26 protein-coding genes and 2 pseudogenes are annotated in these 24,696 nt (G+C 46.1%); 3 read left to right on the top strand and 25 right to left on the bottom strand.

Going from position 1 to position 24,696, the window contains the following annotated elements:
• Window positions 1-89: 89 nt before the first annotated feature.
• From hemG to hemE, 3 genes are read right to left on the bottom strand one after another with little or no spacing between them, the layout of a single operon-like run.
• On the bottom strand, window positions 90-1,535 hold the full coding sequence (hemG, locus tag AC0WRU_RS08500; protein ID WP_149094908.1) for a protoporphyrinogen oxidase: 1,446 nt from the start codon (window positions 1,533-1,535) through the stop codon (window positions 90-92).
• A gap of 7 nt (window positions 1,536-1,542) precedes the next feature.
• Window positions 1,543-2,484, bottom strand: coding sequence for a ferrochelatase (hemH, locus tag AC0WRU_RS08495; RefSeq protein ID WP_134910333.1), 942 nt, complete (start codon window positions 2,482-2,484; stop codon window positions 1,543-1,545).
• A 31-nt stretch (window positions 2,485-2,515) separates the two neighbouring features.
• Entirely contained in the window at window positions 2,516-3,562 is a 1,047-nt protein-coding gene (gene hemE / locus AC0WRU_RS08490) for a uroporphyrinogen decarboxylase (RefSeq protein WP_149094910.1), read from the bottom strand.
• A 240-nt stretch (window positions 3,563-3,802) separates the two neighbouring features.
• Between hemE and AC0WRU_RS08485 the strand changes: the two genes are divergently transcribed.
• The gene (locus tag AC0WRU_RS08485; protein ID WP_476127966.1) at window positions 3,803-5,023 is read left to right on the top strand and encodes an MFS transporter; all 1,221 of its coding nucleotides are present in this window, start codon (window positions 3,803-3,805) and stop codon (window positions 5,021-5,023) included.
• A 122-nt stretch (window positions 5,024-5,145) separates the two neighbouring features.
• Here the strand turns inward: AC0WRU_RS08485 and AC0WRU_RS08480 are convergent, their stop codons facing one another.
• Window positions 5,146-5,790: an O-methyltransferase gene (locus AC0WRU_RS08480; RefSeq protein ID WP_476127965.1), complete on the bottom strand. Its 645-nt coding sequence runs from the start codon at window positions 5,788-5,790 to the stop codon at window positions 5,146-5,148.
• Between the two features lie 157 nt (window positions 5,791-5,947).
• Between AC0WRU_RS08480 and AC0WRU_RS08475 the strand changes: the two genes are divergently transcribed.
• Both AC0WRU_RS08475 and AC0WRU_RS08470 read left to right on the top strand, forming a co-directional pair.
• Complete coding sequence (locus AC0WRU_RS08475; protein WP_476127964.1) at window positions 5,948-7,108, top strand: THUMP domain-containing class I SAM-dependent RNA methyltransferase; 1,161 nt, start codon at window positions 5,948-5,950, stop codon at window positions 7,106-7,108.
• A gap of 239 nt (window positions 7,109-7,347) precedes the next feature.
• The gene (locus tag AC0WRU_RS08470) at window positions 7,348-9,357 is read left to right on the top strand and encodes an LTA synthase family protein (RefSeq protein ID WP_476127963.1); all 2,010 of its coding nucleotides are present in this window, start codon (window positions 7,348-7,350) and stop codon (window positions 9,355-9,357) included.
• 154 nt (window positions 9,358-9,511) lie between these two features.
• Here AC0WRU_RS08470 and AC0WRU_RS08465 read toward each other — a convergent pair whose 3' ends face one another.
• The 21 genes and pseudogenes from AC0WRU_RS08465 to AC0WRU_RS08365 all read right to left on the bottom strand — a co-directional run bounded on the left by AC0WRU_RS08465 (window position 9,512) and on the right by AC0WRU_RS08365 (window position 24,613).
• A complete protein-coding gene (locus AC0WRU_RS08465; protein WP_025683457.1) occupies window positions 9,512-9,781 on the bottom strand; it encodes a hypothetical protein in 270 nt (89 codons plus the stop codon).
• Window positions 9,782-9,874: 93 nt separating this feature from the next.
• The gene (locus AC0WRU_RS08460; protein WP_007429791.1) at window positions 9,875-10,096 is read right to left on the bottom strand and encodes a YuzB family protein; all 222 of its coding nucleotides are present in this window, start codon (window positions 10,094-10,096) and stop codon (window positions 9,875-9,877) included.
• Window positions 10,097-10,119: 23 nt separating this feature from the next.
• Entirely contained in the window at window positions 10,120-10,422 is a 303-nt protein-coding gene (locus AC0WRU_RS08455) for a heme biosynthesis protein HemY (RefSeq protein ID WP_014280825.1), read from the bottom strand.
• 188 nt (window positions 10,423-10,610) lie between these two features.
• Window positions 10,611-10,877, bottom strand: a complete 267-nt coding sequence (locus AC0WRU_RS08450) for a hypothetical protein (RefSeq protein WP_476127962.1) — start codon at window positions 10,875-10,877, stop codon at window positions 10,611-10,613.
• A gap of 131 nt (window positions 10,878-11,008) precedes the next feature.
• Window positions 11,009-12,265 (bottom strand): M14 family zinc carboxypeptidase, encoded by a 1,257-nt coding sequence (locus AC0WRU_RS08445; RefSeq protein WP_476127961.1) that lies wholly within the window; start codon window positions 12,263-12,265, stop codon window positions 11,009-11,011.
• Between the two features lie 117 nt (window positions 12,266-12,382).
• Window positions 12,383-13,192 (bottom strand): glutamate racemase, encoded by an 810-nt coding sequence (gene racE, locus AC0WRU_RS08440; protein WP_025683453.1) that lies wholly within the window; start codon window positions 13,190-13,192, stop codon window positions 12,383-12,385.
• 208 nt (window positions 13,193-13,400) lie between these two features.
• Window positions 13,401-13,724 carry a YtxH domain-containing protein gene (locus AC0WRU_RS08435; protein ID WP_149094918.1) on the bottom strand — a complete coding sequence of 108 codons (324 nt, stop codon included), beginning with the start codon at window positions 13,722-13,724 and terminating at the stop codon, window positions 13,401-13,403.
• A 96-nt stretch (window positions 13,725-13,820) separates the two neighbouring features.
• The gene (locus AC0WRU_RS08430; protein WP_476127960.1) at window positions 13,821-14,468 is read right to left on the bottom strand and encodes a helix-turn-helix transcriptional regulator; all 648 of its coding nucleotides are present in this window, start codon (window positions 14,466-14,468) and stop codon (window positions 13,821-13,823) included.
• Between the two features lie 8 nt (window positions 14,469-14,476).
• The gene (locus AC0WRU_RS08425; protein WP_476127959.1) at window positions 14,477-14,917 is read right to left on the bottom strand and encodes a DUF86 domain-containing protein; all 441 of its coding nucleotides are present in this window, start codon (window positions 14,915-14,917) and stop codon (window positions 14,477-14,479) included.
• A 25-nt stretch (window positions 14,918-14,942) separates the two neighbouring features.
• A complete protein-coding gene (locus AC0WRU_RS08420; protein ID WP_025683449.1) occupies window positions 14,943-15,230 on the bottom strand; it encodes a Dabb family protein in 288 nt (95 codons plus the stop codon).
• 80 nt (window positions 15,231-15,310) lie between these two features.
• Window positions 15,311-15,736 carry a phage holin family protein gene (locus AC0WRU_RS08415; protein ID WP_025683448.1) on the bottom strand — a complete coding sequence of 142 codons (426 nt, stop codon included), beginning with the start codon at window positions 15,734-15,736 and terminating at the stop codon, window positions 15,311-15,313.
• Window positions 15,737-16,055: 319 nt separating this feature from the next.
• The gene (locus AC0WRU_RS08410) at window positions 16,056-17,192 is read right to left on the bottom strand and encodes a polysaccharide deacetylase family protein (RefSeq protein WP_476127958.1); all 1,137 of its coding nucleotides are present in this window, start codon (window positions 17,190-17,192) and stop codon (window positions 16,056-16,058) included.
• Window positions 17,193-17,950: 758 nt separating this feature from the next.
• Window positions 17,951-18,262 carry a terminase gpP N-terminus-related DNA-binding protein gene (locus AC0WRU_RS08405; protein WP_476127957.1) on the bottom strand — a complete coding sequence of 104 codons (312 nt, stop codon included), beginning with the start codon at window positions 18,260-18,262 and terminating at the stop codon, window positions 17,951-17,953.
• Between the two features lie 329 nt (window positions 18,263-18,591).
• Entirely contained in the window at window positions 18,592-19,185 is a 594-nt protein-coding gene (locus tag AC0WRU_RS08400) for a hypothetical protein (RefSeq protein WP_476127956.1), read from the bottom strand.
• Window positions 19,182-19,604, bottom strand: a complete 423-nt coding sequence (locus tag AC0WRU_RS08395; RefSeq protein ID WP_476128599.1) for a hypothetical protein — start codon at window positions 19,602-19,604, stop codon at window positions 19,182-19,184. Before AC0WRU_RS08395 ends, AC0WRU_RS08400 begins: the two co-directional genes overlap by 4 nt.
• A 52-nt stretch (window positions 19,605-19,656) precedes the next feature.
• A protein-coding gene (locus AC0WRU_RS08390) for an IS630 family transposase (protein ID WP_476125963.1) occupies window positions 19,657-20,797 on the bottom strand; the annotation gives its coding sequence in 2 pieces (ribosomal slippage) (window positions 19,657-20,359 and window positions 20,358-20,797; 1,143 coding nt in all).
• 53 nt (window positions 20,798-20,850) lie between these two features.
• Window positions 20,851-21,699: pseudogene (locus tag AC0WRU_RS08385) on the bottom strand (RHS repeat-associated core domain-containing protein); the annotation flags it as partial.
• 255 nt (window positions 21,700-21,954) lie between these two features.
• Complete coding sequence (locus AC0WRU_RS08380; protein WP_476127955.1) at window positions 21,955-22,452, bottom strand: DUF3885 domain-containing protein; 498 nt, start codon at window positions 22,450-22,452, stop codon at window positions 21,955-21,957.
• 15 nt (window positions 22,453-22,467) lie between these two features.
• Window positions 22,468-22,596, bottom strand: a complete 129-nt coding sequence (locus tag AC0WRU_RS08375; protein WP_476127954.1) for a hypothetical protein — start codon at window positions 22,594-22,596, stop codon at window positions 22,468-22,470.
• A gap of 80 nt (window positions 22,597-22,676) precedes the next feature.
• A pseudogene (locus AC0WRU_RS08370) lies at window positions 22,677-23,282 on the bottom strand (polymorphic toxin-type HINT domain-containing protein).
• 92 nt (window positions 23,283-23,374) lie between these two features.
• The gene (locus AC0WRU_RS08365; RefSeq protein WP_476127953.1) at window positions 23,375-24,613 is read right to left on the bottom strand and encodes an IS110 family RNA-guided transposase; all 1,239 of its coding nucleotides are present in this window, start codon (window positions 24,611-24,613) and stop codon (window positions 23,375-23,377) included.
• Between the last annotated feature and the right edge of the window lie 83 nt (window positions 24,614-24,696).

The raw sequence follows: 24,696 nt of genomic DNA, 5'->3' as shown, positions 1-24,696 counted from the left end.
CTCCATTATATATCAAATTTCGGTATAAATAGAACCCCTCGCTTGGGATAGCGAAGGGTTCGTTATTCAAGTGCTCCAACCATTTATAATTATGCCTGTACCTTGACCGCTTCCCGTTCCGCAGCTTGGACGGCGACAGAGGCCCATTCCTTGGCTTGGCGGATACAATCCGGCAACCCGATGGCATCATAGCCAGCACCCAAAACATACACTCCCGGCATCGTTGTACGCAGTTCTTCTCGCAGATCGGCGATAGCCTGAGGGTGTCCTACCGGATATTGCGGCATAGAGTGGCGAAGACGGGTAATTTCCGTAAATAGCGGAGTCGCCGTAACCCCCATCATGTCCTGCAAATCCTTACGTACCAGCGCAGTCAGTTCATCATCGGGTAGCTCTACCGTTTCTTCGGCTCCAGCACGCCCCACGTAGCAGCGCAACAGTACTTTATCGTCCGGACTGGTATGCAACCACTTGGCGGACGTCCACGTACATGCCGTCACACTGCGTCCCTCTTTACGGGGTACCAGAAAACCGGAACCATCAAAGACATTCTCGATGTCTTTTTTATTAAAGGCCATGACCACATTCGCCACGGACACATAATTAACGGCTTCCAGTGCCGCCACATTCACATGTCCTCGCAACAGCGGCGCTGCAGCAAAATTCGGAGTCGTGATAAATAGATCGTCCGCATCCAACGTCTCCCCATTATCCAATACAACATGGTAGACACTGCCTTCACCGCCTGCTGTCTTTGTGAATTCTGTAACAGCAACGCCTGTACGCAAATCACAGTCATGCAAGTCATTTAGTAACGCATGTACCAAACTTTGCAGTCCTTGACGGAAGGTCAGGAAAGCACTTTTTTTCGTGCCTGTATGCGTCTCGGCTGGCTTTCTTCCGGTCATCATCCCGTGAATGAGGCTTCCATATTGCTGCTCTACTTCAGCAAATTGCGGGAAGGTCGCCTGCAAGCTCAGCGTCTTCATATTGGCAGCATATATGCCAGCCAGCAGCGGCTCGGTTACATTTTCCAGCACTTCTTTGCCCAGTCGGCGTTCGATAAAATCACCCAAGGCTTCATCACCGGGTATGCGACGAGGCGGAATAACAAAATCCATCATGGCCCGCAGCTTGCCGCCCAACGAGATGAGCCCGCTTCGCAGAAAAGGTTTCAGCTCCGTCGGAATCCCCAGTACCAGACCGGGGGGCATCGGATGGAGCTGACCTTCATGCAAAATGTATGTTTTTTTCGCCTCAGGATTCGTGCTTACCAGCTCATGATCCAGCTCCAGCTCTTGTGCCAGCTCGATCATAGCCGTTTTACGGGCCAGAAAGGAATCCGGCCCTTTTTCAATCACAAATCCGTCTTTATGCAACGTTTCGATTTTCCCGCCCAACACTGGGGCCTTTTCCACCAGCGTAATTCGTGGTGTGTAGCCTGCTTCTTTGTACATTTTACGTGTATAAAAAGCTGCGCTCAGTCCGGTCAATCCTCCGCCTACAATCACAATGTTGCGTAGTTTTTGCTCCATTATGTCCTCATCCCTTTTTCCATTGGTCTATGATGACATCGCTAAGCGTCTCCATGTACAGTGGATCACTGTTAAGCGAATCAATCCGCTGGAAACGCATATCCAATTCCTTCGCCAAAGCCTGTGCCTCAATATCCAGATCGTACAGTACCTCCAGATGATCTGAAACGAAGCCGACTGGCGCAGCCAGCACATATTCAACCTGCTCTTCCTTGAGACTATGCATGGTATCCAGGATGTCAGGACCGAGCCAAGGCTCTGCTGTGCGGCCTGCGCTTTGCCACGTAAACTGCCAGTTGGTGATTCCTGCCTTGTCCGCAACAGCTTGCGAAGTAGCCATCAATTGCTCTACATAAGGATCACCCATCGCCAGAATCCGCTCAGGCAAGCTGTGCGCACTGAACAATACACGTACCTCGTCCCGATTCGCCCCTGCTTCTTCGAAAAGCGCCAGCTTTGCATTTACACGCTCGGTCAACGTCTTGATCAGCTTTGGATGAAGATGATAGCTTTCCACAAACGATATAGCCAGATCCAGTTCCTGTGCCTTGGCCTGTGCGCGCTTAATATAAGTGCCTACACTCATCACGGAATAATGCGGAGCCAGCACGACACCTACGGCTTTACGGATACCGTCTTGCACCATAGCCTCCACGCCATCCTCAATGAACGGCTTGGCATGTTTAAGTCCCTGATAGCAGACAAATTCAATATCCGGATTACGATTTTCCCGATTTAATGTTTCTTGCAGATTTTGAACCTGACGATCCGTATTTTGACGTAGCGGAAATACACCGCCCACAATGGCTTCATAACGATCCTTTAATTCTTTCAATTGCTCCGGGGAAGGAGCGTTGCCACGACGAATATGTGTGTAATAGGCTTCTACTTGATCCAAACTTTCCGGTGTCCCGTAGGACATAACCAGTACACCCACTTTGGTTTTCATCAGCACATCACCTCTTCAAATTTCTGATTGATTACTTCTTTATCAAAACGGAACGGGAATACTCATGCACATACTCCGTAAGCTCTCTCAACTTATCTAATGAAGCTTCTGGAAATAAACCGTGACCCAGATTAAAAATATATCCCGGCTCCAAAATTCCTTCATCAACAATCGTTTTCGCATACTGTTTGATTACATCCATCGGCGCTGTGAGCACGTAAGGGTCCAGATTTCCCTGCACACCAAAACCATTACCCAAACGACGGCGTCCTTCAGGTATATTTACCCGCCAGTCCAGTCCGATCACATCGGCTTTTACCCCGCCCAACAGCGGTAGCAACTCGCCTGAGCTTACACCTGGAAAATAAATTTTCGGTACGTCCAGATTGGACAGCTCATGGAAAATACGTGTAATCGTCGGCAACACAAACATTTGAAAATCATGAGGCGAAAGCGCCCCTACCCAGCTATCAAACAGTTGAAATGCCTTGCCGCCATTAGCAATATGGGCACGCACGTATGTAATAACCATGTCTCCAAGCTTATCCATCAGCCGATGCCATAATTCAGGCTCTCCGTACATCATGGCTTTGGTGCGGATATATCCTTTAGACGGTCTTCCTTCTATTAAATAACTCGCAATTGTAAAAGGAGCTCCAGCGAACGTAATCAGCGGTACCTCCAGCTCACGGTCCAAAATACGGATCGTTTCCAAAATGTGACCCAAATCTCGTTCTACATCAATCGGGCGCAGCTTGTCCACGTCCGCCGCTGTCCGGATCGGATTATCAATAACCGGACCGATATTTTTGACAATATCAAAATCAATCCCCAGCGAGGCTACCGGATTCATAATATCAGAATATAAAATAGCAGCGTCTACCCCGAGCTTGCGCACGGGCATTAAGGTCACTTCTGCAGCCAGCTCGGGCTGACGACAAATTTCAAGCAACGTGTATTTCTCTTTAATTTTGCGATATTCAGGATCATACCTTCCGGCCTGCCGCATGTACCATACGGGAATATGATCCACAGCCTGCTTACGGCAAGCGCGGATAAAGGTATCGTTGTAGGTCATGACTTCAGCCTCCAGTTCGAATCGTAACTACTGTATTTTATTATGCCCTTTTTCAAGAGTCGTAACAACCGCCGCTGGCGAACAACTCATGACAAACCCATGACATTTGGATAAAGTTTCAATGAAGTGTGCTATACTAGAGAAATGGCTTTTTTAAAGCTCCGGGAAGTTCTACATGGATTCTACATGAATAAGTAGTTTTGCATCAGCAAGAAATGACAGAAAGGAAGTGAAAGCACATTGAAAACGTGGGAGACGTGGAAAGTCAATCTCATTGTGCTTTGGTTCGGTCAGTTTCTGGTCAATGCGGGTATTACGATGATTACTCCATTCCTCGCCCTCTATCTGGCTCAAGACCTTCATGTGAAGGGAGAACATGATATCGGGCTGTGGGCCGGAGTTATTTTTGCCGCAAACTTTTTGACTTCATTTATGTTCCAGCCTCTATGGGGCAAGCTGGCTGACCGATATGGGCGCAAAGCAATGCTGCTCCGCTCGGGTTTCGGTATGGCTCTGGTGATCGGCTGCATGGGTTTGGTCACCCATCCGTGGCAACTGTTGGCGCTTCGTCTGCTGAACGGTACGATTTCGGGCTTCAATCCGGCTTCGATTTCTCTGGTGTCGGGTACCACCCCCAAAGAACGGACTGGTTTCGCTATGGGGATTATGCAATCCGGTCAGATGGCGGGTACGATTCTCGGCCCTCTGCTGGGCGGTTTTTTGGCTGACTGGGTTGGATTCAGACCGATCTTTTACATTACAGGCGCTCTTATTCTTGTAGCCTCGCTTATTGCAATGTTTCTGGTTAAAGAAGATTTCAGCAAAGCCGAAGCCGCACGCATACCGCAAATTTCGGTTCTTGCCGGATTAAAGGAGCTAAGCCATACGCCCCAGCTTCCGGCTTTGTTCACCGTAACGTTCCTGCTCCAGTTTGCCATGATCAGTACGGTATCTTTGCTGCCGTTATATGTGCAAAAGCTCTATGGGTCAGCAGAAGGAATTGCGCTCATTGCCGGGTTTGTTACAGCCATTACTGGTGTCTCCAATATGGTCGCTGCGCCGCTGCTTGGAAGATTGAGTGACAAGATCGGGGCGCACCGCATTTTGACCATCGCTCTGCTCGGAACCGCGCTCATGCTCATTCCGCAGGCTTTTGTCAATCAGGTATGGCAGCTCGTCACGATCCGTTTTTTCATGGGTATATTTATGGGCGGACTGCTGCCAAGCGTAAACGCGCTGATTCGCACGTATACACCGGAAGGCATGGAAAGCCGTTCGTTCGGCTTCAATACCAGCTCGCTGGCGCTTGGTAATATGCTGGGCGCTGTTATTGGCGGGGTACTGTCCGGGTTTATCGGCATCGAAGGATTGTTCATCATGTCAGGTGTCCTGCTGATCGTCAATATATTCTGGGTACGTATGAAGCTCTATGATCGTAAGCCTGCACCTGATTTCAGGTAAGATAGCCTTCTGGTAAGATCAGCCTTCAGAACAGACAAGAACCTCCGCTCCACAATTTTGTGGACAAGGAGGTTCTTTTTGTATAGCTATTTTTTGCATAGCTATATAAGTAACACTACAGCCTATTTTACACGGGCCAATGCCAATCCGTCATAGGCTGGCAAAAGCGTACTGACTAGCCGCGGGTCCGTAGCTATCGTTTCGTTAAAGCGTCTCACGGCCTGTACGGCAGGACCGTTCTTGTCGGTATTGAGCGTCCGTCCGCGAAGGAAACAGTTATCTCCCGCAATAATGGCACCTGGATTCGCCAGAGCAATCGCATATTCCAGATACACCGGGTAATTTTCCTTATCGGCATCGATGAAGAAAAAATCGAAGGTCCTCCCCTCTTCCTGAAGCTCCTTCAGGCTGTCCGCTGCAGGTCCGAGACGATATTCGACACGGTCACCGTAGCCGTTTTCCTCCATATGTCTATGTGCCAGTGCCGCATACGCTTCTTTCAGCTCCAATGACACAATGCGTCCCTTTTCTCCCAATCCACGGGCCAGGCATAATCCACTGTATCCGCCTAATGCGCCAATCTCCAGTACCTGCTGCGCGCCGGATACCTCAATTAGAAAGGTTAGCAGCTTTCCGTAAGGATGAGCCACCGATACCTCAGGCATCCCCTCTGCAACAATGGCCTCCCTGATGCCGCGTAGCGTTTCATCTTCCTGTACCAGTTGGTCTACATATTGTTCAGGCGTCATATTGGGTGTAATTTCCACGTTTCATCTCTCCTTCTCGCTTTATCATAACGCAGGTTGGACGCGGTGTCCTTCGTAAATTATTTGCCTTAATTATTTGTCTCTTCGTGTACAATGACCTATACTATAGGGATTGAACCAAGCTTATATGATTATGGGGACGGAGTGAATACGTTTAATGACTCAACTGCAACTAATTGCAACTGCGCCGATGGGACTTGAAGCCGTCGTGGCTCGGGAGCTCAGAGAACTCGGATATGAGGACCTGACCGTCGAGAATGGCCGCGTCGTTTTTTCCGGTGATTATATTGATATATGCCGGTGTAACCTGTGGTTGCGCACATCAGACCGCGTTCTTATTAAAATGGGCGAATTTGCCGCAACCACCTTCGACGAGCTGTTCGAGGGCACCAAAGCTTTGCCATGGGAGGATTGGATTCCTATGGATGGTGAATTTCCGGTAGAGGGACGCTCGCACAAATCACAGCTTAGTAGCGTACCAGCCAGTCAGGGAATCGTCAAGAAGGCGATTGTAGAAAAGCTCAAGGAAACCTACCACACGGATTGGTTTGAAGAAGACGGCCCTCGTTACGTTATAGAGGTCATTCTCTTAAATGACCGTGCATTGCTAACGCTTGATACGACAGGTCCGGGACTGCACAAGCGCGGCTATCGCAAGCTCGTGACGGAGGCTCCGCTCAAAGAGACGATGGCTTCCGCTCTGATTCAGCTTAGCCGCTGGACCCCGGATCGACCGTTCTATGACCCGTGCTGCGGTTCCGGTACTCTGCTGGTAGAAGCAGCAATGCAGGCATGGAATATTGCTCCGGGGCTGAGACGTACCTTTAACTCGGAAGACTGGCCTGTCATTGGTCGCGAGCTATGGGATCAGGCTCGCGACGAAGCGATGGATTTGACCCGCGATGACATTCCTTTCGAGATTGCAGGCAGCGATATTGATCCAGGTGCCATCGAAGTCGCTGAGGCTGCTGTCAAGGCGGCAGGCTTCGCTAAAGATATCTCATTAAAGGTGCTGCCTGTAACGAAAGTCAGACTTGAAGGCCAATATGGTGTGATGATTACCAATCCACCTTATGGTGAGAGACTGAGTGAGGAAACCGAGGTGGAGAAGCTAATCCGGTCAATCGCACGTACGGCAGCGGAAATGAAGACATGGTCCTTCTTTGCCATCAGCTCCACCAAGCAATTCGAGCACTATTGGGGCCACAAAGCCGATAAGCGCCGCAAGCTGTTTAACGGGCGGATCGAATGTCAATACTATCAGTATCTGGGCCCTCTACCGCCGCGTCGCAAGGATACTCCGCCGTCGCAGTCTTAAATAGATGATGCTCAGGCCAGAAAGCGAACTGTACGTTCGCCTTCTGGCCTGATTTGTGCTGTCCGGAGAATAAAAATATGGCTTTAGGCTATTGTGCTGGAAGGAAAATGCTGTATTTTCTTTACTTAATCATTGAAATGCGCGGGATGAGCGCTATAATAATTAAAGGCGATTTCGGTTTTAACATTACGTTAATATCTAGTTTACACTAGCCGAGCATTTCTGCCGAAGGGGGTAAAGTGTTGGTTATTCGCACGGCCAGTACAAATCGCACTGGAAACATGTTCAGCAGAGTGCTGATGTCCCGATATTTCGGGTTTGGTCTGTTTTTTGTACTTATGATTGGCAAGCTCGTTCTGATCCACTATAACCTGCATGCCCAAAATATTGACATGAATCCGCTGGATTATGTCATCGCTATCGGTTCGCTCTTGCTTGTGAGTTTTTGGACCTTATGGCTGTCACGGCGCGGACGTTTGATCGCTCTTGTGGTGCTTGATATTTTGCTTACCGCACTCATTTATTCGGACATAGTTTATTATCGGTATTTTCAGGATTTCATTACGATTCCCGTCTTGCTTCAAGCCGGACAAGTTGATTCCCTGGGTGGAAGTATCGTATCTCTGATGTACTGGTGGGATCTTTTCTTTTTTGCAGACTGGATTCTGTTCATTCCGTATGTGATGTTTGTGGCTTCCTTGCGGCGTCGGTATACAACAAGTGATTCTTACATCGAAACGCCACGCGGTTCATTCAGCAAAAGGTTTCTGCTTCGCTTCTCCAAAGGCGCGTTGGCCTTCCTGATTGGCTACATTTTTACCTTTGGACCGATTAAATACTATACGTCCACGTGGGCAACCGGCATATTCGTCGGTAACTGGTGGTCGATGGCCCTGTACAATGTAACCGGGCTGATCGGATTTCACGGGTACGACATTTACCGCTATGGACAGGACCATCTGGGACCCCAGCCTACGCTGGCTCAGGCGGAGTCCGATAAGGATAAGGAATGGTTTAATCAGCATCAAAAGCTGCTCCAGGTGAAAAATGACCTTTCCGGCAAGTATAAAGGCAAAAATGTGATGGTCATTCAAGCTGAAGCGTATATGAACTTTTTCATCGGCAAACAAATCAACGGTCAGGCCATTACGCCTAACTTTGACAAGCTGACGAAGGAAAGTATGTATTTTAATAATTATTATCACCAGACTGCGCAGGGCCGTACTTCGGACGCGGATTTCTCTACACATGCTTCACTGCATCCACTGCCTACAGGCTCGGTATTCATCCGTTATGCGGACCATAAATTCGATACGTTGCCTTCTATTCTAAAAGATACTGGCTACAGCCCTAATGCGTTTCACGTATACGACAGCAGCTTCTGGAATCGCTACACGATGTATAAGGCGATGAACTACGACAAGTTCTACAGTAAAAAAGATTTTAAAATAGACGAGCCGCTTGGCTGGTCGCTGGGAGATAAATCCTTTTTCCGGCAAACGCTCAATGATCTCACCACTGAGGTCAAACAGCCGTTCTACGCCTATATGGTCGGAATTTCAAGCCATCATCCGTACAATCTGTCACCTGACGCCGTGGATTTGGACGTTGGCGAGTTTGAAGGGACCATGTTCGGAGACTATTTGAAATCCGTGCATTATGTGGATGAAGCACTGGGTGAACTGGTCGATCAGATGAAGAAAGACGGATTATGGGATAATACGATCCTGATGTTCTACGGGGATCACGACAATTCTATTAAAGATAAGGCACTGTATGAGAAATTATTGGGTAAACCACTCACAGATCTCGATATGCAGAAAATCATGAACCAGGTGCCGTTGCTAGTGCATCTTCCCGATGGAAGCCACGCGGGAACTTACACTGAACCGGCAGGACAGCTTGATCTGACACCGTCGGTGATGCATCTGCTCGGCATTTCAACGAAACCGTATCACTTTATGGGCAATGATCTGTTCAGCGGGAAGCCTCGTATGGTCGTGCTGCGCAGCGGTGCTTTCACTGATGGTCGTGTGTACTACATTCCATCCGAGGATGGCACATTCTCCAAAGGAACCTGTTACAACCTCACCACAGGCCAGCCTTCGGATGTGAACGCCTGTGGGTCGGGGTATACCGAAGCTCTCAATCGGTTGAACATTTCCGATCAGGTGATCACGTATGATCTCATTCGCCAATGGGAATCGCAAACCAAAGAAGTGACTACGACACCTTCCACATCCAAATAAATTCTCTGAGGAAGATTGCTTACACAGCAACCTTCCCAGATTCCCGGAAAGATGAATACCAGCAAAAAAAGCCCGATCAAGCAGCAACATGCTGATGATCGGGCTTTTTGTATTCTTGAGCTAGTAAACCGCGCTCATATACCTTTACGAATGCTTATGGGCGCAATGCTTTTTTGGCCTGCTCCAGCCGTTGTGTCTCTTCACCAAGCATTTCCTCGGCAACCTCTACCGCATCGTCGCCAAGGCTGTCCTTCGCCTGCTCTATGGCACGCTCCGCATGAGTACGGGACTGCTCCGCCTGCTCAATCAGTTGCTCAGCCGGATGTGACAATGCCTGAGAAACGGCATGGTGAAGCTTGTCCACCGAGTTTTGCGTTTGGGCCTCGACACTGTGATTGTCCAGATTAGAATCATATTGGGCCATGAGTCACTCCTCCTTCTGGGCAGTGGTCTGCATCCACTAGCATGGATCAAAAGAAGGGGAACTATACAAAGCTGTGAATGCTGCGTACTGGAATTATTTTATAAAACGCGCAGCCTTCTCCAATACTTCGTCCTCTGTAGCTGCACTTACATAGCGTCCGTTCACATATACAAACGCCCGTTTTCCACAAGGACCGCAATACGATTTGCAACCGATTTTGATCTCCGCATCCGGTGCCATCTTTTGCAGCTTGGGTAAGATTGTTTTCAAGCGAATATGATTGCATTCATCACATACGCGAATATCATTGGCCATCTGTCGTCCCTCCGTGCTCCGGCTTAGTGGTCGCCGTGATTACCTTGGGAAGGGTTAGTAATGACAAATCCTTCTTCGGGGAAGTACAAGTAATCAATTTTCACACCATCCAGCAGCGGCTGGCCGTTTTCCAAAATAACATCAATGCCTTTATCTGTAGATACGACGGTATCTGTTTCTTTAGGCGTGTCCAAGTCCAGCCCGTAATGAGCATGGTCTCCATGGGAATGAGTAATAACAACGCGCAGGCTCTTCCCTTGGTTTTCTTCTTTATCCAATTCAAGCTTCAATACTTTAGCAGCGTTGCGAGTAATTTTGCAATTCATCAACTTCATCTCCTTCATATTAATCAAATGAAGTGTGGTCCATCGGAGTATGAATATCCGTGCCACACAATTTAACAGGTAAGTTCAATAACTATAAACTGCAAATAGCCTCTATACTAGAAAGGCAATATTCCTATTGTAAAGAAAATCGCAGAAAATCGCAATCACGAAATTCACAAGCTTATATACTACCGGACACGTACGTGCTGATTCTCAAGCACATCGGGATATTTACGTTCAGCGCGGGTCACAAACCAGTTCATCAGCAACAGCGTCACCCCAATATCGTCAATAGGCATAAAGGGCATGACATCCGGCAGCACCCAATAGAGCAGTACAGGGATGGCAAACAGCAATTTTTCACCCAATGGAATCTTCGACGACGTAATAAACCGGGGCATGCGACGAAACACCTGTGACCATTGACGGAGAGACAGTAATCTTTTCCACTTCATAGGTTGTTCACTCCATTTCCAATGCTCCTAAGTATATACCCCATTGACGGGACATGTAAGAGGAACACTTGTAAAAACACGTGCTCCTCCTAATACGTGCTGATAAACCATGGCGTTTCAGGCTGACCCTTTTACCATGACAGCACCGTTGCCATTAACATGCCCACCTCTGCCGCAATATCGTCATAATCACGCATAGGCAGCGGATTTACGCCCAGCCCGACTTCAACGGTAAAACCCGGTTTTCCAAATCGCTGTATAAACCAGTCCTTATATCCCGCATCGCTGCCCCCCAGCTTTACCGCCCGGTATCCTGTTGCAGCCGCCAGCCGTGATGCCCAGTCCCGGCTCTCCTTTGGCTCCAAATCCCGGTAATTCCAATAGATTTCCTGTCCCTGACTGTGTATGGACAACACCATATCAAACTGTTCCCGCTCCGTCAGATCGACAAGCGCTTTAGCCTCTGGCTCAGACAAAGGTGCAGGACCCGCATAATCCCTTCTGGACGGACCGGTTTTGCCGCGTCTTCGCACCTCTTCCTCCCAATGCGCCGGAAACTGATCGTTGAGATCTACACCGCGAATGTTCGCCTTCCACCCACGATAATCAGCGCGGCCTTCATTCCACTTTTCTAAGTCATGGTACAGGGGATGAGACGGAAGGACACCTTGTTGAACCAGTTCCACCCCGTCCGGATTAACCATGGGCACTACCCATAAGGAAGTACGGTTTAGCCAAGTCTGTGGAGAAACGCCATATATCCATGGAGGAGCCTCGCCTTGATCCTCTCGCTCATCATGATGCTCCCCCCCTTCATTTCCATTCATCCTGTCGACTCCTTGCGCATATCGCTCTACAAAACGCAGCAAACACGGTGTCGTCAGCCATTCATTGGCATGTACGGAGGCGTTGGCGTGAATTTTCAGTGGTCCCCGTCCAATACGAACATAGGGAATATCCTTTCCCATGACACTGCTGCCGATGCTGCCAACTTCAATAAACGGATACCTTTGAGCCAGTGTCGCAAGATCTTCTCTCAAGTCCTCGTACCCATACTCCCCGCGCAAACGTATAATCTGATCCTGATGGTGTTCAGGGATAATCATTGTTTTTCCTTCCACAAAATCATGCTCCGCAAGTTCGGGATTGGCCTGCCGCAGTTCATCAAGCTCCACACCAAACTGCTGGGCAATGTGTCTGGCATGCTCACCAGGCTGAATAACGTATTTACGATCCATTGACGGACGAATGTACAGCACTTGACCACAAACCAGATAGGGTTGCGCGGCAGTCCATGGATTGTCTACTATCAATGCATCTGCCGATAATTTAAAAGCCGAGGCGACCCGGTGCAAAGTATCTCCTTTTTGTACGATATATTCCCTCATCTTCTACGCCCCTTCCATCTGTCTTACTGCATGTTATGCAGACGCGGCGTGTCTTGATGAAGCGAATACCAAAACAACCGATTCTTTTGTCTAATGACAAAAAAATCGGCTGTCTCGTCAATCGAGATTGGTAACCTGCCAAACAACAGGCGTTTGACGAATTTGCTCCCCAAGCCACTGTGCGGCAATGCTCTGGAACAATTCCGGATCACCAGAACAAAAAAGCTGATGCACCGGTGTCTCATCCCCGGCTTCCAACTTGCCCTTGTTATACAAAATCGTACTCGTCTCACGAGCCGTTTCGTCTGCTGAGCTAATCAGCTTCACGTTGGGGCCCATCACTTCCTGAATCGTTTCCTTCAAAAAAGGATAGTGCGTACAACCAAGAATCAGACAATCAATCGGGTACGCTTGAATCGGTCTCAATGTCTCCTCTACGACCTCTGATGTTGTCTCTGAACGGAACAATCCCTGTTCCACCAAAGGAACAAGCGAAGGGCAAGCATGGCTCACCACGTCTACATAGGGGGATAGTTGCTTCAGCGCAGCCGTATAGGCTCCGCTTCGGATTGTACCTACAGTCCCAATCACCCCGACATGCCCGGTGGCTGTTGCGCTAATTGCAGCACGTGCCCCAGGGTGGATGACTCCAATCACCGGAATGGATACCTTTTGGCTAATATAGTCCAATGCCGCGGCTGTTGCCGTGTTGCAGGCAATAATAATGACTTTCGGATCAAATTGAATCAGAAAATCAACCATTTGCTCTGTAAATTTCTTAACCTCTTCCGATGGCCGGGGTCCATACGGGGTGCGCGCAGTGTCTCCAAAATAAATGATTTTTTCCCTTGGAAGCTGACGCATGACTTCTTTAACAACCGTCAGACCTCCTACACCGGAATCCAATATTGCAATCGCTTGCTGCACGTACACACCGCTTCCTTTTTTGTTCAAGTATGAGTCGTTCCCTCTTGGGAAGCTATCCGTTGCTACATACCTTATGTTGTATTCGAGTAAAAGGTACCCCAAAATATTACCCGAAAAAGGGAAAGCGATCAACAAAGAGACTTCATCCCAACAGGAGAAGCCTCGAAGCGAATCCATATTCAGTTATATTTTATTGATTTAGAGCTGCTTACAGGGAATCCTTTTTGATATCTTCTTGAACAGGATCGGATGAAATGCTGACTTCAGGAAGAACTCCGCCTTTTTTGCGAAATTGCCCGATTTCATGAATAACCGCTGAGGCCGTATCCTTAATTTTATCGGTATACTCAATAGAGGCATCTGTAATTTTCCCAGCCAGTTCCTGCCCCTTATCACTGACTAGACGTGCCTGATCCGTAATGTCCTGACGCAGATCACGACCTGACTTGGGGGCAAACAACAGCGCAGCGAGCGAACCGGCAATGCTACCTGCCACCGCACCACGGATAAAGCTTTTGTGGTTTTCTTTCATCATCATCTCTCCCTTATGCCCGGGCGAATGCCCATCTGTTAATGCATTATAAGCAGGGAGAGCTTGTCATGACACAGCGAACGACCATAAAAGCTCCTACTTTTTTCGGGACCGGATACGATACAGGCAGCAACGTCCTCCATCCGCCAAGCAATCCTCACGAACAACCTCGGCATCAAGCAGCTCCTCGAACATTTGCTGCTCGCATTCACAAGCCTTGCGGTAACGGCCTGCGATTTGAGAAATCGGACAATTGTATTCCACAATAGAGTAGCTCCCGTCCTCTTCTTCCCGCCACTCCGCCATATAACCGGAGGCGTTCTGAATGCCGGAAAGCTTTTCCACACGTGAAGCCAGCGTGGTCTCGCTCTCTATCTGAGGGGCGTAACGCTTCATCATTTTGCGTTTTCTGCCGTCAAACAGAGAGTAAACAGCTTCCATTCCCTGCTCTTCATCCAGTTCCTCCAGTAGTTCCAGCAACAAATGATCATAATTGCGGGGAAACTGCTCACTTCCCTGCTCGCTCAGACTGTACAAAAACGTCGGACGTCCCATCGCCTGCCGCACTACGGTAGCGACGATGAGACCATCCTGCTCCATCAATTTGAGATGCCTGCGCACCCCCATTTCGGTAATGCCCAATTGAGCTGCCAAGCTTCCGACGCCCACAGGTCCCTTGGTTTTCAACAATGTCATAATCATGCGCCTGGTGGGCATTTCGGGAACGATATGCTTATCCGTCACTTTAGCCTTTACACTCCCTCGGGCTGCTGACCCAATTCCTTATTTAAGTAGTCATGCACACTGGATGCAAAACGCTCCAATAGCTCGGGCAGCACAGGTGTAAGCGGATGAAGGCTCGTCCGGTCCCAATGGAAATACTCCTGCACCAAGGGTTTCCGCAAGGCGACCAGCTCCATGATCGGATTAAACACGGTATCATCCAGTACGCCCTCTTCATGAATGATACCGATAATATCCTCGTAGCTGCTGGCATCGCGCATAATAAATCCATCAATGATATAGCTTCCTACATCCGTCACCGTTTCAATCGCCAGATGAAGGCAGCGCTCCTGCACCAGCCCCTGCAACAAATCTCCGTTCCAAGCGGCCGATATGCGGCGGAGTCCTGCAGCAATGTCGGTAACGGCCCCTAGTCGAAGCTCAATTTGCTCCCGGTTGACATAATACAAGGTCCTTCACCTCCCGTAACCGCTTTTAAATTTCATAATCAACTGCGATCGATACATCCTTCACTTCATTCATGTGTACAATGATCTCCTGATGCACAGGGTGTACCTGATACGTCTGCAGATCCTCCAGTGTTTCGACAACAGCCGTAAGGGAAATATCATAAGATCGTTCCGAACGAATCACATCCGTACCTACTTCGAGTGATAGAAGTTCTTTGATTTTGCCATTCATGCTGCGCAAGACGGACGCCGTATGCTCAATGCTTTCAGGGGAGCGGTCTTTCAATTTGAACAAAACAATATGTTTAATCATGCGTATAGGCTCCTTATCTTAAAATGTTCTCTTGAAAATTTTATCATAACGCCCCGCATACGGAAAGAAACTTCGTAATTCTAGCGATCTTTTCCACCATCTTTCCCACCAGACTCCTTGTCCTTCAGCAGAGCAAAAAAATTCTTGAGCTTCGGTGGGAGCGGCAAGCCCATGCGTGAACAGTTTTCCGTAATCGAGATTAATTCATTGGATAAATAAAAATACGTCGCCGCTCCTTTCATGATTTCAGTGCCCATCAGGAGGTCTACATGATGTGCCAAAGAAATCACCATCAGCATCAAGGCCTTCCTCGTCAATCCCCAAAACCCTGCTTTGCTGCTCAAGCCTTCCCCAGTCTTAATCGCTGCGGCAACCCCAGTCACATAATCAATAGCCATTGCAACCGTGAACAGCACCATAAGCTGATTCCAGCCGCCAAATGCAAAGGTAATAATGGCACCTGTGGTAGCACAAAACATACTAAACATAGCCGGGTTAATATTCATACCTGCTCCTCCTCTCGGGGCGGTTACTGCAATATATGCAGCGACGTGGCAACCCGTAAAGTCATATGACCTGAAGAGGGAACTGAATTCATAGATTCATATAAAACAAGCTGCAAAGCTCATGACTTTCTGTGCACACACGACAAAAACACCTTAAAAAACCTAATAAATAGTTTTAAAGGTGTCTTTACTTCCTTATTGGGCAATGTAACGCTTGTTTATCCAAGACCTGATTTCTGCTTACCGCTTATATAAAAAAACAGACCCCCCTCTTCAAAAAATAAAGTAGGGTAGCCTGTTTTTCCGACAAGCTATTCAATCAACGATGATCATTCCAAAAATTAAGCGGAGTCAGATTGTTATTCAACGGCTCGAACGAATAGCCTTCTTTCTGCAAAGCAGCCATGATTTGTGGAAGCACCTTGATCGTAGATGGTTTATCATGCATCAGAACGACTGGAGTTCTGCCTTGCTTTTTCAATCTTCGAATGTCACTCAGAACGGTTTTTACAAAATGCTCTGGATTTTTGGTATAACGCCAATCATTCGAATCTATATTCCAATCCCAAATATGATAGCCCGCACCCGTCAGCTGATCACGGAATGCTTTCTTCAAATATGGTTTGCTGCCATAAGGAGTACGAATTAAAGAAGTGCGTTGCCCAGTTGCCTGGAATAAAATCTCATTATCCTGATTCATTTCTGCAAGCGCCGCTGCCGGAGAAGCATAGACTTTCTTCACCTGGTGCGACATCCCGTGCAAGCCCAAGCCATGACCCGCCTCTACCATTCTCTTCATAACTGCACTATGTTCACGAATTTCCGGTCCCAGCATAAAGAAAGTAGCCTTGGCATTATATTTGTCCAGAATATCCAGCAGATGCGAGGTGTGCGGTGTAGGACCATCATCAAAGCTCAAATAAATCGTTCGGCTCGATGGGGAAGCGTTCCCCTTAGTTCCTGCATTGCTAGTTTTGCCGGGCTTCACGGCTGCATACTGTTTAATTTCTGCGGCAAATTTGTTCAAAAATTGTGTATCAGACAAGCTCGCATTCGCGTTCTGAATCCGATATAGATTGCTTGAAGGTATCGTGATGGTAAAACCGAAGGCATCCGCCAATGTGCGAATTGGCACCATCGTACGTCCTCCGCGCTCAAAAACATCACCCTTGGTCAGATCCAGCGTAAAGCTGCGATTATGTCCGGTCAACACCAATGTACGTCCGCTAGCCGAAGTGGAGATCCCCATCTTTTGACCTAATGTAACGATAGGTACATACAACTTGTCATTTTCCATCACTGGCCGAATCGTATTAGAATCAAGTAATACATCATTGACTCCCAGCAAAGGAGCCTTCGCTTGCGCACTTGCCGTATTCGTATGTATGCCCAACAGACCCAAACAACAGATCGCCATCAAACATACAGCCATCCATTTTACATTTAAAAACTTCATTACTTACACCATCCTGTGCTGTATTTTATATGTGCGGGAGCTATCTCTAGCTTGTCTATGAAGTTATACAGACATGACGATATAGACATGGCAATATAGACATTCACTAAACATATAGAACATAAACGCATCTCAACCGATTGAATCGGAACGCCTTTCCTTTCCCCCTATATATATTAATAGATTACCAGAGTATAGTATGTAAATATAGTGAAACAATTCGACAACAATCTCGCAACCCCCACTGTCCGATAGGTTACAAAATTGTGAATAAATTGGCTAAGTTAAAAGAATACAAGCGATTAATAAGTTCTTTTATTTGAACTAGAGCTTTATGAAGCAAGTCTTTCATGAATTTTGTACTCAGGTTACATAGCTATAACAGACTACTTCCCTTTTACAGTCATACAATAATTATTGAAAACAGCATTAAGACATTCTTTTAAAAATAAGAAAACTCCTTTTTTCCCGAACCTGCTCTTATCTTCATAAAAGAAAGAAATTTTCTAATTAAGAATGATGTGAATCGGCTAGCTATTTCAGCATTTCTCTTTTGTCATTTTCATACTTGTCCTCGGGGATACATTTATAGCTTCCTCGCTACTCGAAATGGTTAAATAGACTGCAATTTTATATAGAGAGGCGGGCATGATAAGCTGGTAAGCATCGCGAAGTCCTTGTGTTTCGCGGCTTTCGCGAGTAATCATGCCCGCAGAGGCTCCATGTCAAATCGCTCTATTAACCTGTCAAACGTCATTTTAACCACGTAGTATAGCCAAGAGCCAAAATGATTCTCCACAAGGTAAACAGCTATTTAGCATAAAATATGGTGGTATCTGATGATTTTGGGGTTCTGACGAAATTGAAGGAATACGTAAAGGCATATCCGTTTCATAAGCTTTGATGTAATCTTTTATGGTTTTCGCACTTCGGTTGATCGTATGGGCAATTTGCTCTACTTCTGTTCCTTGTAGATACAAATACAGCGTCTGATATCGTTCGTACATTCGATGTTTTTGGGCTTTTTTCATCGCCATTTGGATCTCTTGAAAGGATTCTGAATTTTCCATTGGATTCCCCTGCCTGATTAAAGTCATTATCTATTTACTTCGACATACAGCAACGAAATCATTACCATAGTTTTCTAATTTTTAGTTCAACTTATATAGACTTATAGAATTATACGAGGACGCAAAAAAAGCACCTGAAATCACCATAAAGAATTTCAAGTGCTTTATAAGTTTGTTTTAAATTATTCGGGTAGTTGTCCTTTGCAGCTTTGATTATGGAATAAAGTACACTCGTTGATAACTGGTTATTGCTAGAGCAAGCGAGAATTAGTCTCGTTTGTGGTTTAATAAAGCCCCTTCTCGAAAAAAGGAATTTTTCATCTTCCTTATTATTTGGCTTCAGGAAAATTATCCTTGATTGGTGGGGTAGAGTCCCAGCTTATCAGTTTAATATGGTACTTATCAAGTAATTCATTTGAATTGGAAAATTGAGTGTTAATAGTCCTTCCATCATTTTCAAAAACCCTTCCATCTTTTTTAATGATAATGCCTTCTTGTTCAATAAATATAGAGTCAGCAACGGTTTGCTGATACTCGTCGGTGCTATCCAAATCACCCATATAGTACTCTGCAATCCCTGGATAATAGGATATTTCCATTCTGCCATTGACTTCTAGCAACGGTAGTAGTCTGTCTCCGCCGGCTAATATTTCCTTCCACTTACGATATTTGCCGCGACCTTCATTTGAACCAATGCCATCATATTCACATATTAACGTATCTTGAATAAACTTTCGTTGCCCGTTAATTTCATATTCCAAACGAAATGGAAATTTCCCATATGTGATTTCAGGGTGTGAAGGATTGGGTTCTAATTGAATCCCTATGAATATTAGAAGCCAAGGTAAAGCAATGAACACTATGATTGCAAATGTCAACAACAACGGAATGCTTAGTAATAACAATGTTTTTTTCACTTTCATTTATACCCCGCCTCCTTCAAAGCATTTTTTACTGACCCCATTTTATGGTTTCTGACCATTTGCCAAGCCTTATATGAATTAGAGTGCCACCACTTAATTTTATACTGCGTAGGTAAGTAAACCGTTGTTCCAGTGCCTACTTCACCCAAAGTCTTGTTCAAAATTTCGTCCTTAACTACATAATTCGTTGCTCTTGCAGTATAGTCCCTATCACTTAAACCATATTTACCTAGTGAAGGTACTGCAGGATTAAATGTAATGGCATTTTTATTATTTGCAACTGCATTTGCAATTGCTTCAGCTCCCCCTTTTGAATGACCCACCATAGTAATTTCACTATCCTTATGATTAGCCACAAAATACGAAGATTTTAAAATCGAATCTTTCATGTCATCTGAGTAACCTATTGGTTGTTGGATATCATTACCTGCATCTCCCCATGTGTCAGTACCTTTATTAACTAGTACAATATCAGTCTTTAAATTGTGGATATAACCGTTTTAGTTTTATCCGGGCATCAGCCGTTGAAAATTGCCAGTCTACGCCCTTTTGAGATTCATTTCGTGTACGTTCCCACGCGCTGAGTTCACTAGCCAATTCGGAGATGGATGGGATTCGGCGCCCTAAACATTGTCGTGTCATGACGCTAAGCTCAATTTCAGCTATATTCAGCCAGCTTCCGTGTTTCGGTGTATAGTGAATCTCCAAACGCTTTGCTAAACGACGAGCGGTTTCGGGTTCAAACGCTTGATACAGCGAAGCAATCGAGTGCGTATTCAGGTTATCCATCACCAAGCGGATTTTGGGCACTTCTTTGTAGTGGACATCCAGCAGTTCCTGAATCTGCTGTGCCCATTCCACTCGTGTACGCTGAGGGCGTACATCCACCTGTCGCCACCCGGCTAACGGTTCGGTGAAAATAAAAATGCTGCACGTCCCCTGTCTTACGTATTCCGCATCCCGGCGCTCTGGTTTCGCAGGTTTCATCGGAATGGGGTCCCGGGTATCATTCAGTAGTTGATAGGGTTTCTCATCCATGCAGATCACGGGACATGAAGCATCGTAAGGAAGTCGGTAGACCTCCAACACATCCTCCATCGCCGCTACAAATGCCGCGTTCTTTTCTGGTGGAATACACCAGCACTTACGAAGATGCGGCTTGAGTTCGTTTTTTTAAAATACGATCCACCGTGTCGTAGGAAAGACTGTCGATGTACTTCAGTTCCACGGCTTTGTCCGCCAAAAGACGTAGCGACCAGCGGCTTCTTCCTTCCGGTGGTTCGCTACAACTCAGGGCAATGATTTGAGCTTCGAGCTCACCCGTTATTTTGGGTGGGTTGGGCGGGGTCAACCGTTTTTTTCTTTCGATTGCAGCGTGTAGCCCTTGCTGCGCAAACATTTTACGTACCAGATGCACGGTATTGGTATGCACTTGAAGTTGCTTGGCGATCTCCAGATCCTTCATCTTGCCAATCGGATGCTGTTCATCTGCCCAAAGTAGAATCTGAGCACGCCGGATGGAGCGGGCAGTGGCTTTGCCTTTCGAAACCAGAGATTGTAAGGTTTTTCGTTCCGTTTCCGTTAACTCTACACGATACCTTTGGTTTTTCATTGTCATTACCTCTTTTGGGTTTTGACTCTATCCTACCATTATAATTTACTTTTTTAAAACTGATAGTGTACTAGTGCGAATTCCAATGTGCCTTTTTTGTATCTAGAGTACACGCCTATTTTTAATCCTTCTGAACCTTGTAGAATAGTATGCAATCTCCAATTACCTGAAAGTCTTGTTCTACTAAAATCATTAAGACTTAATGTTATATCATAGACATTTTCTGCCATTTCGGCGGCTTCCATCGCAGTAGGAATATGCCCACTTGGATCAGCATACTTTAACGGATTATTGGCTACATACGCATACCCGTTCAAGCTCTGCGGATCGCTAATCTCGCCTTGATACGTATCCTCGCCCATAAAACGGGCTGTGCCCGGGTCGTACCAGCGAGCGCGCAGGTACTGGAGTCCGGTCGTATCATCCCAATACTCGCCGGCATAACGCAACACGTTTGGTACGGTCTCCTTGACCGTCTCCGGGCCGCCCCAGATATCGTAGCTGTAGCTGTTCAGTTCCTTACCTGTACTATCGCTCAGGCCTACCACATCACCGTGACCATTCAGCTGATAATATTGCAACTGTCCGCTGGCTTTGTCTTGTCTCGCCCACAGTTGACCGGACAAATCATACACATAGACATACGTGATCTTCGGCGTTCCATCTTCGACCTCAGCTTCTGCCATCAGCTTCGCTTCTTCGTCGTAGTAATACCGGGTCGTTTTGCCGCCCTCTGTACGCTCGTACAGCAGCCCGTCTCCATTGTAGCTGTATCCGACCTCTTTGCCTTCACCGCTCACCTTTGTCAGACGGCTGACAGAATCATACGTATATTCAGCGTTTTTCATGCCGAACACTTTGCCGCTGCCTTCGGCGTTTCGGTTTCCATTCGGATCGTAGCCGTAGGTCTTGTTCTTTTCACCTGCGGCTTCACTGCCAAAACACGTTGGTTTCTAATAATTTTGGTATTCTAACGGGAGCGGAGGAATTTAATAACGGAGTATATTTTCAAAACTTTATACGTGCGTACAGGTATATTAGGGAAATATCATACAGGGCTGATGAGGGTTAAGTTCTGTTAGGCTTATCTGTCCGATTCATTCAGCACTGGGTGGGGGTAAAAAAAGACCTTGAGGATTGCCGCCCTCAAGGATCAGTCATGAAAATACTTCATCGATTTTATTTCGGTCATAATCCAATATCCAATGATTATACTGCTCATAAACAATCCTTAGAGTCTCCTTGTTTTCCGCTACAATGTCCAAACCTCTATCGTCATAAAGATGAAAAATTGTTTTGTTCGTGTCATTTATTAAATATATGTCACCATCTACACTAGGTTCTAAACCAAGTGTTCGATTGGCAATCGCCTCTATCAGACTATCAATCTTCAGATCTTGGGATTTCACATTGATACAATATCTAATAGTTACTATATCATCAGTTTCATCGGAATCTTTATATCGGTACTCCTGCTCTTGTTTAAATACATGTTTAAAATCTATCTTACTAATATAATTATTGAATACTTTAAAGACATCATTCTCAATGGCATTTATTGACTCATTACTCCATTTATCTACGAATAGTACAAAGTAAATATCGTCATCATAACTATTTAATGCGTCAAATAAAGCAACCGCTCTCTGTTTCACCTGCTCTACTCTTTTTCAGGCGTATCTGTCCCCCCCCATTTCAAATCTAATAGCAATTGAAGCATTATAAAACAAAGGTTTTTTTAAATGAATTCCTTCAAAGTATTGCAACAAATAATCATCTAAATATTGATTATGTTCCATTCAATCATCCCCATCATATAGCCGTAAAGGGAAATTCATGTTCCCTTTACGGTATTTTTTTAACTATATTTATTTTAGCTTTATGACTGTACCCGTTGTACTCTTGTGTTTCCCTGTATGAAATTTCCATATTCATCTGCATCAGTAACCCAATGAAGTTCATTTCCTTTCTTTTCAAATACCTTATACGCTGAACCGCCGTGTCCAGTTGTATCTTTCGCCCACCAATAACCTTTCTTTGTGTTGTCTTGGTAAGCTGTAATTGTATCTCCGTGGAATTTGTAGGTAACTTTTCCTTTTTCATTCATTTTTATATCCCATTTCGTTGTTTTGTTTGGGATATCGCAAGCGTTATGAGTCCACACTCCCAAGTTCGATACAAAATACGTATGAAAATCTTTGACCTTAAAATTATATACTGTGTCGTGTTCCTTCTTAACTTCAATCTTCTCAATAGCTAACTCTTTGCCATCGGAAGTTGTCAGAATATCGCCCACCACAAGGTCTTTAGACTTGACTCAACTTTTGCCGACAATCCAAAACGGATGCTCGTCAGTTGTCGTTATGACTTCACCGCCAACAGTAATATTATACGTTTCCTCTAGTTGGTAGCGCCATTCAACTTCCTTGTAAGCCATCTCGCCTGTCTCATCGTCTTTGGCTAGGACTTTATCGCCTACCTCGATGTCCTCGATAGGCTTTTCTCCTTCGTTAGTTAGAACTTTGATTCAGGGAATAAAGAAGGTGGCAACTGTCATCAGCTACCACCAATGTATCATTAGCTTGCCACCCGTTCAGGCAGAACGTCAAGTCGGTAATCGGTTTTGTTCTTCAACATGCTATAAAGGATGGTAACGAGCCTTCTCATAATGCAGATGATTGCTTGCTTCTTCTTTTTGCCTTCACTCAATCGCTTCTCGTAGTATTCACGGAATATAGGATTGAGTGGTTTACTGGAAGTTCTAGCGGTATGCACTTGTCTTACTGCAAGCCCCCACAGAATCTTATTCAACGCTCGATTTCCTTGCCTTTGGTTACGGTCTTTACCTCTACCACCGCTGCTCATTTGGCTTGGTGTAAGCCCTGCATACTTGGCTAGTTTGTCAGCATTGGTAAATCGGGTAATATCACCGACTTCCGCCACGATAGCCGAAGCGGTAACGTCATCAATACCCGTAAAAGTGTTCAGTTTGAAGTCTAGCTTCTGCATGATGTCCCGAATGTGGTTCTCTACATCGGTCATTTCACGATGTACGTCACGGATTTGATTCACATGGCTTCGGACAAGGAAATCCCGATGCTCCTGACCGTTCCGCTTCGTATTCCCGTCTGCTTGAACATTTTCGAGAATGAAGGCGGCTTTCTTGGTAGAGCAGACGTTATTGCTGTTCTTCCGAAGGAACAACGTCAGGTCTTCTAGCGTGACCCCCTCAAGCAAATACGGGGAAGGATACTCATGCCAAAAGGCTAGTGCCGTTCTTCCGTCCACTTCGGAGTAGAACTTGCTGTAACTTGGATAGTTGTAGCTTAACTGCGTATGAAGCTGATTCTTAAGCATGACAAGCGTATCTCGTAAGCTGTACCGCCGCATTACTAGCTGTTTCAGAATCCAGTAATCGTCTTGTGGGTGAGCACTCGGCAATCTGTCCAGTTCATCCAATAGCAATTTTGCAATGTTCTCTGCATCCCAACTGTCATGTTTCTCTGTCATGGCATAGCTTTTACGCTTCCAGTTGGATAGTGCGGCATTGACCTCTTTGACTAGGAAATGATTCTCTACAAGGTAAACAGCTAATGACCTTCCATAGCCGCCCACGTCCTCAAGTCCGAATACAACGGTCATGCCTTCCTGCACATGCTTCTTGACCTTATTGACCACCGCAGGAAAAGCCGATTGCTTGTTCTCAAACTCAATGACCTCTAACTTCTCATTCCAACAGTTGATGACAACGGCAGTATGCGTCCGCTTATGTAAATCCACGCCAACATAGATAAACTGTTCTTTACGATGTCTCATTAGAGTATCCCCCTTAGCCTTTATAGCGATTAGGGAAAAAGAATAGCCGCATCGTCTGTTTAGTATTCTCCCGAAGGGATACA

Source organism: Paenibacillus sp. 1-8 (genome assembly GCF_056316205.1).
Note: the sequence above shows the minus strand (reverse complement) of the source record. Positions and strands in the feature narration are given on the sequence as shown.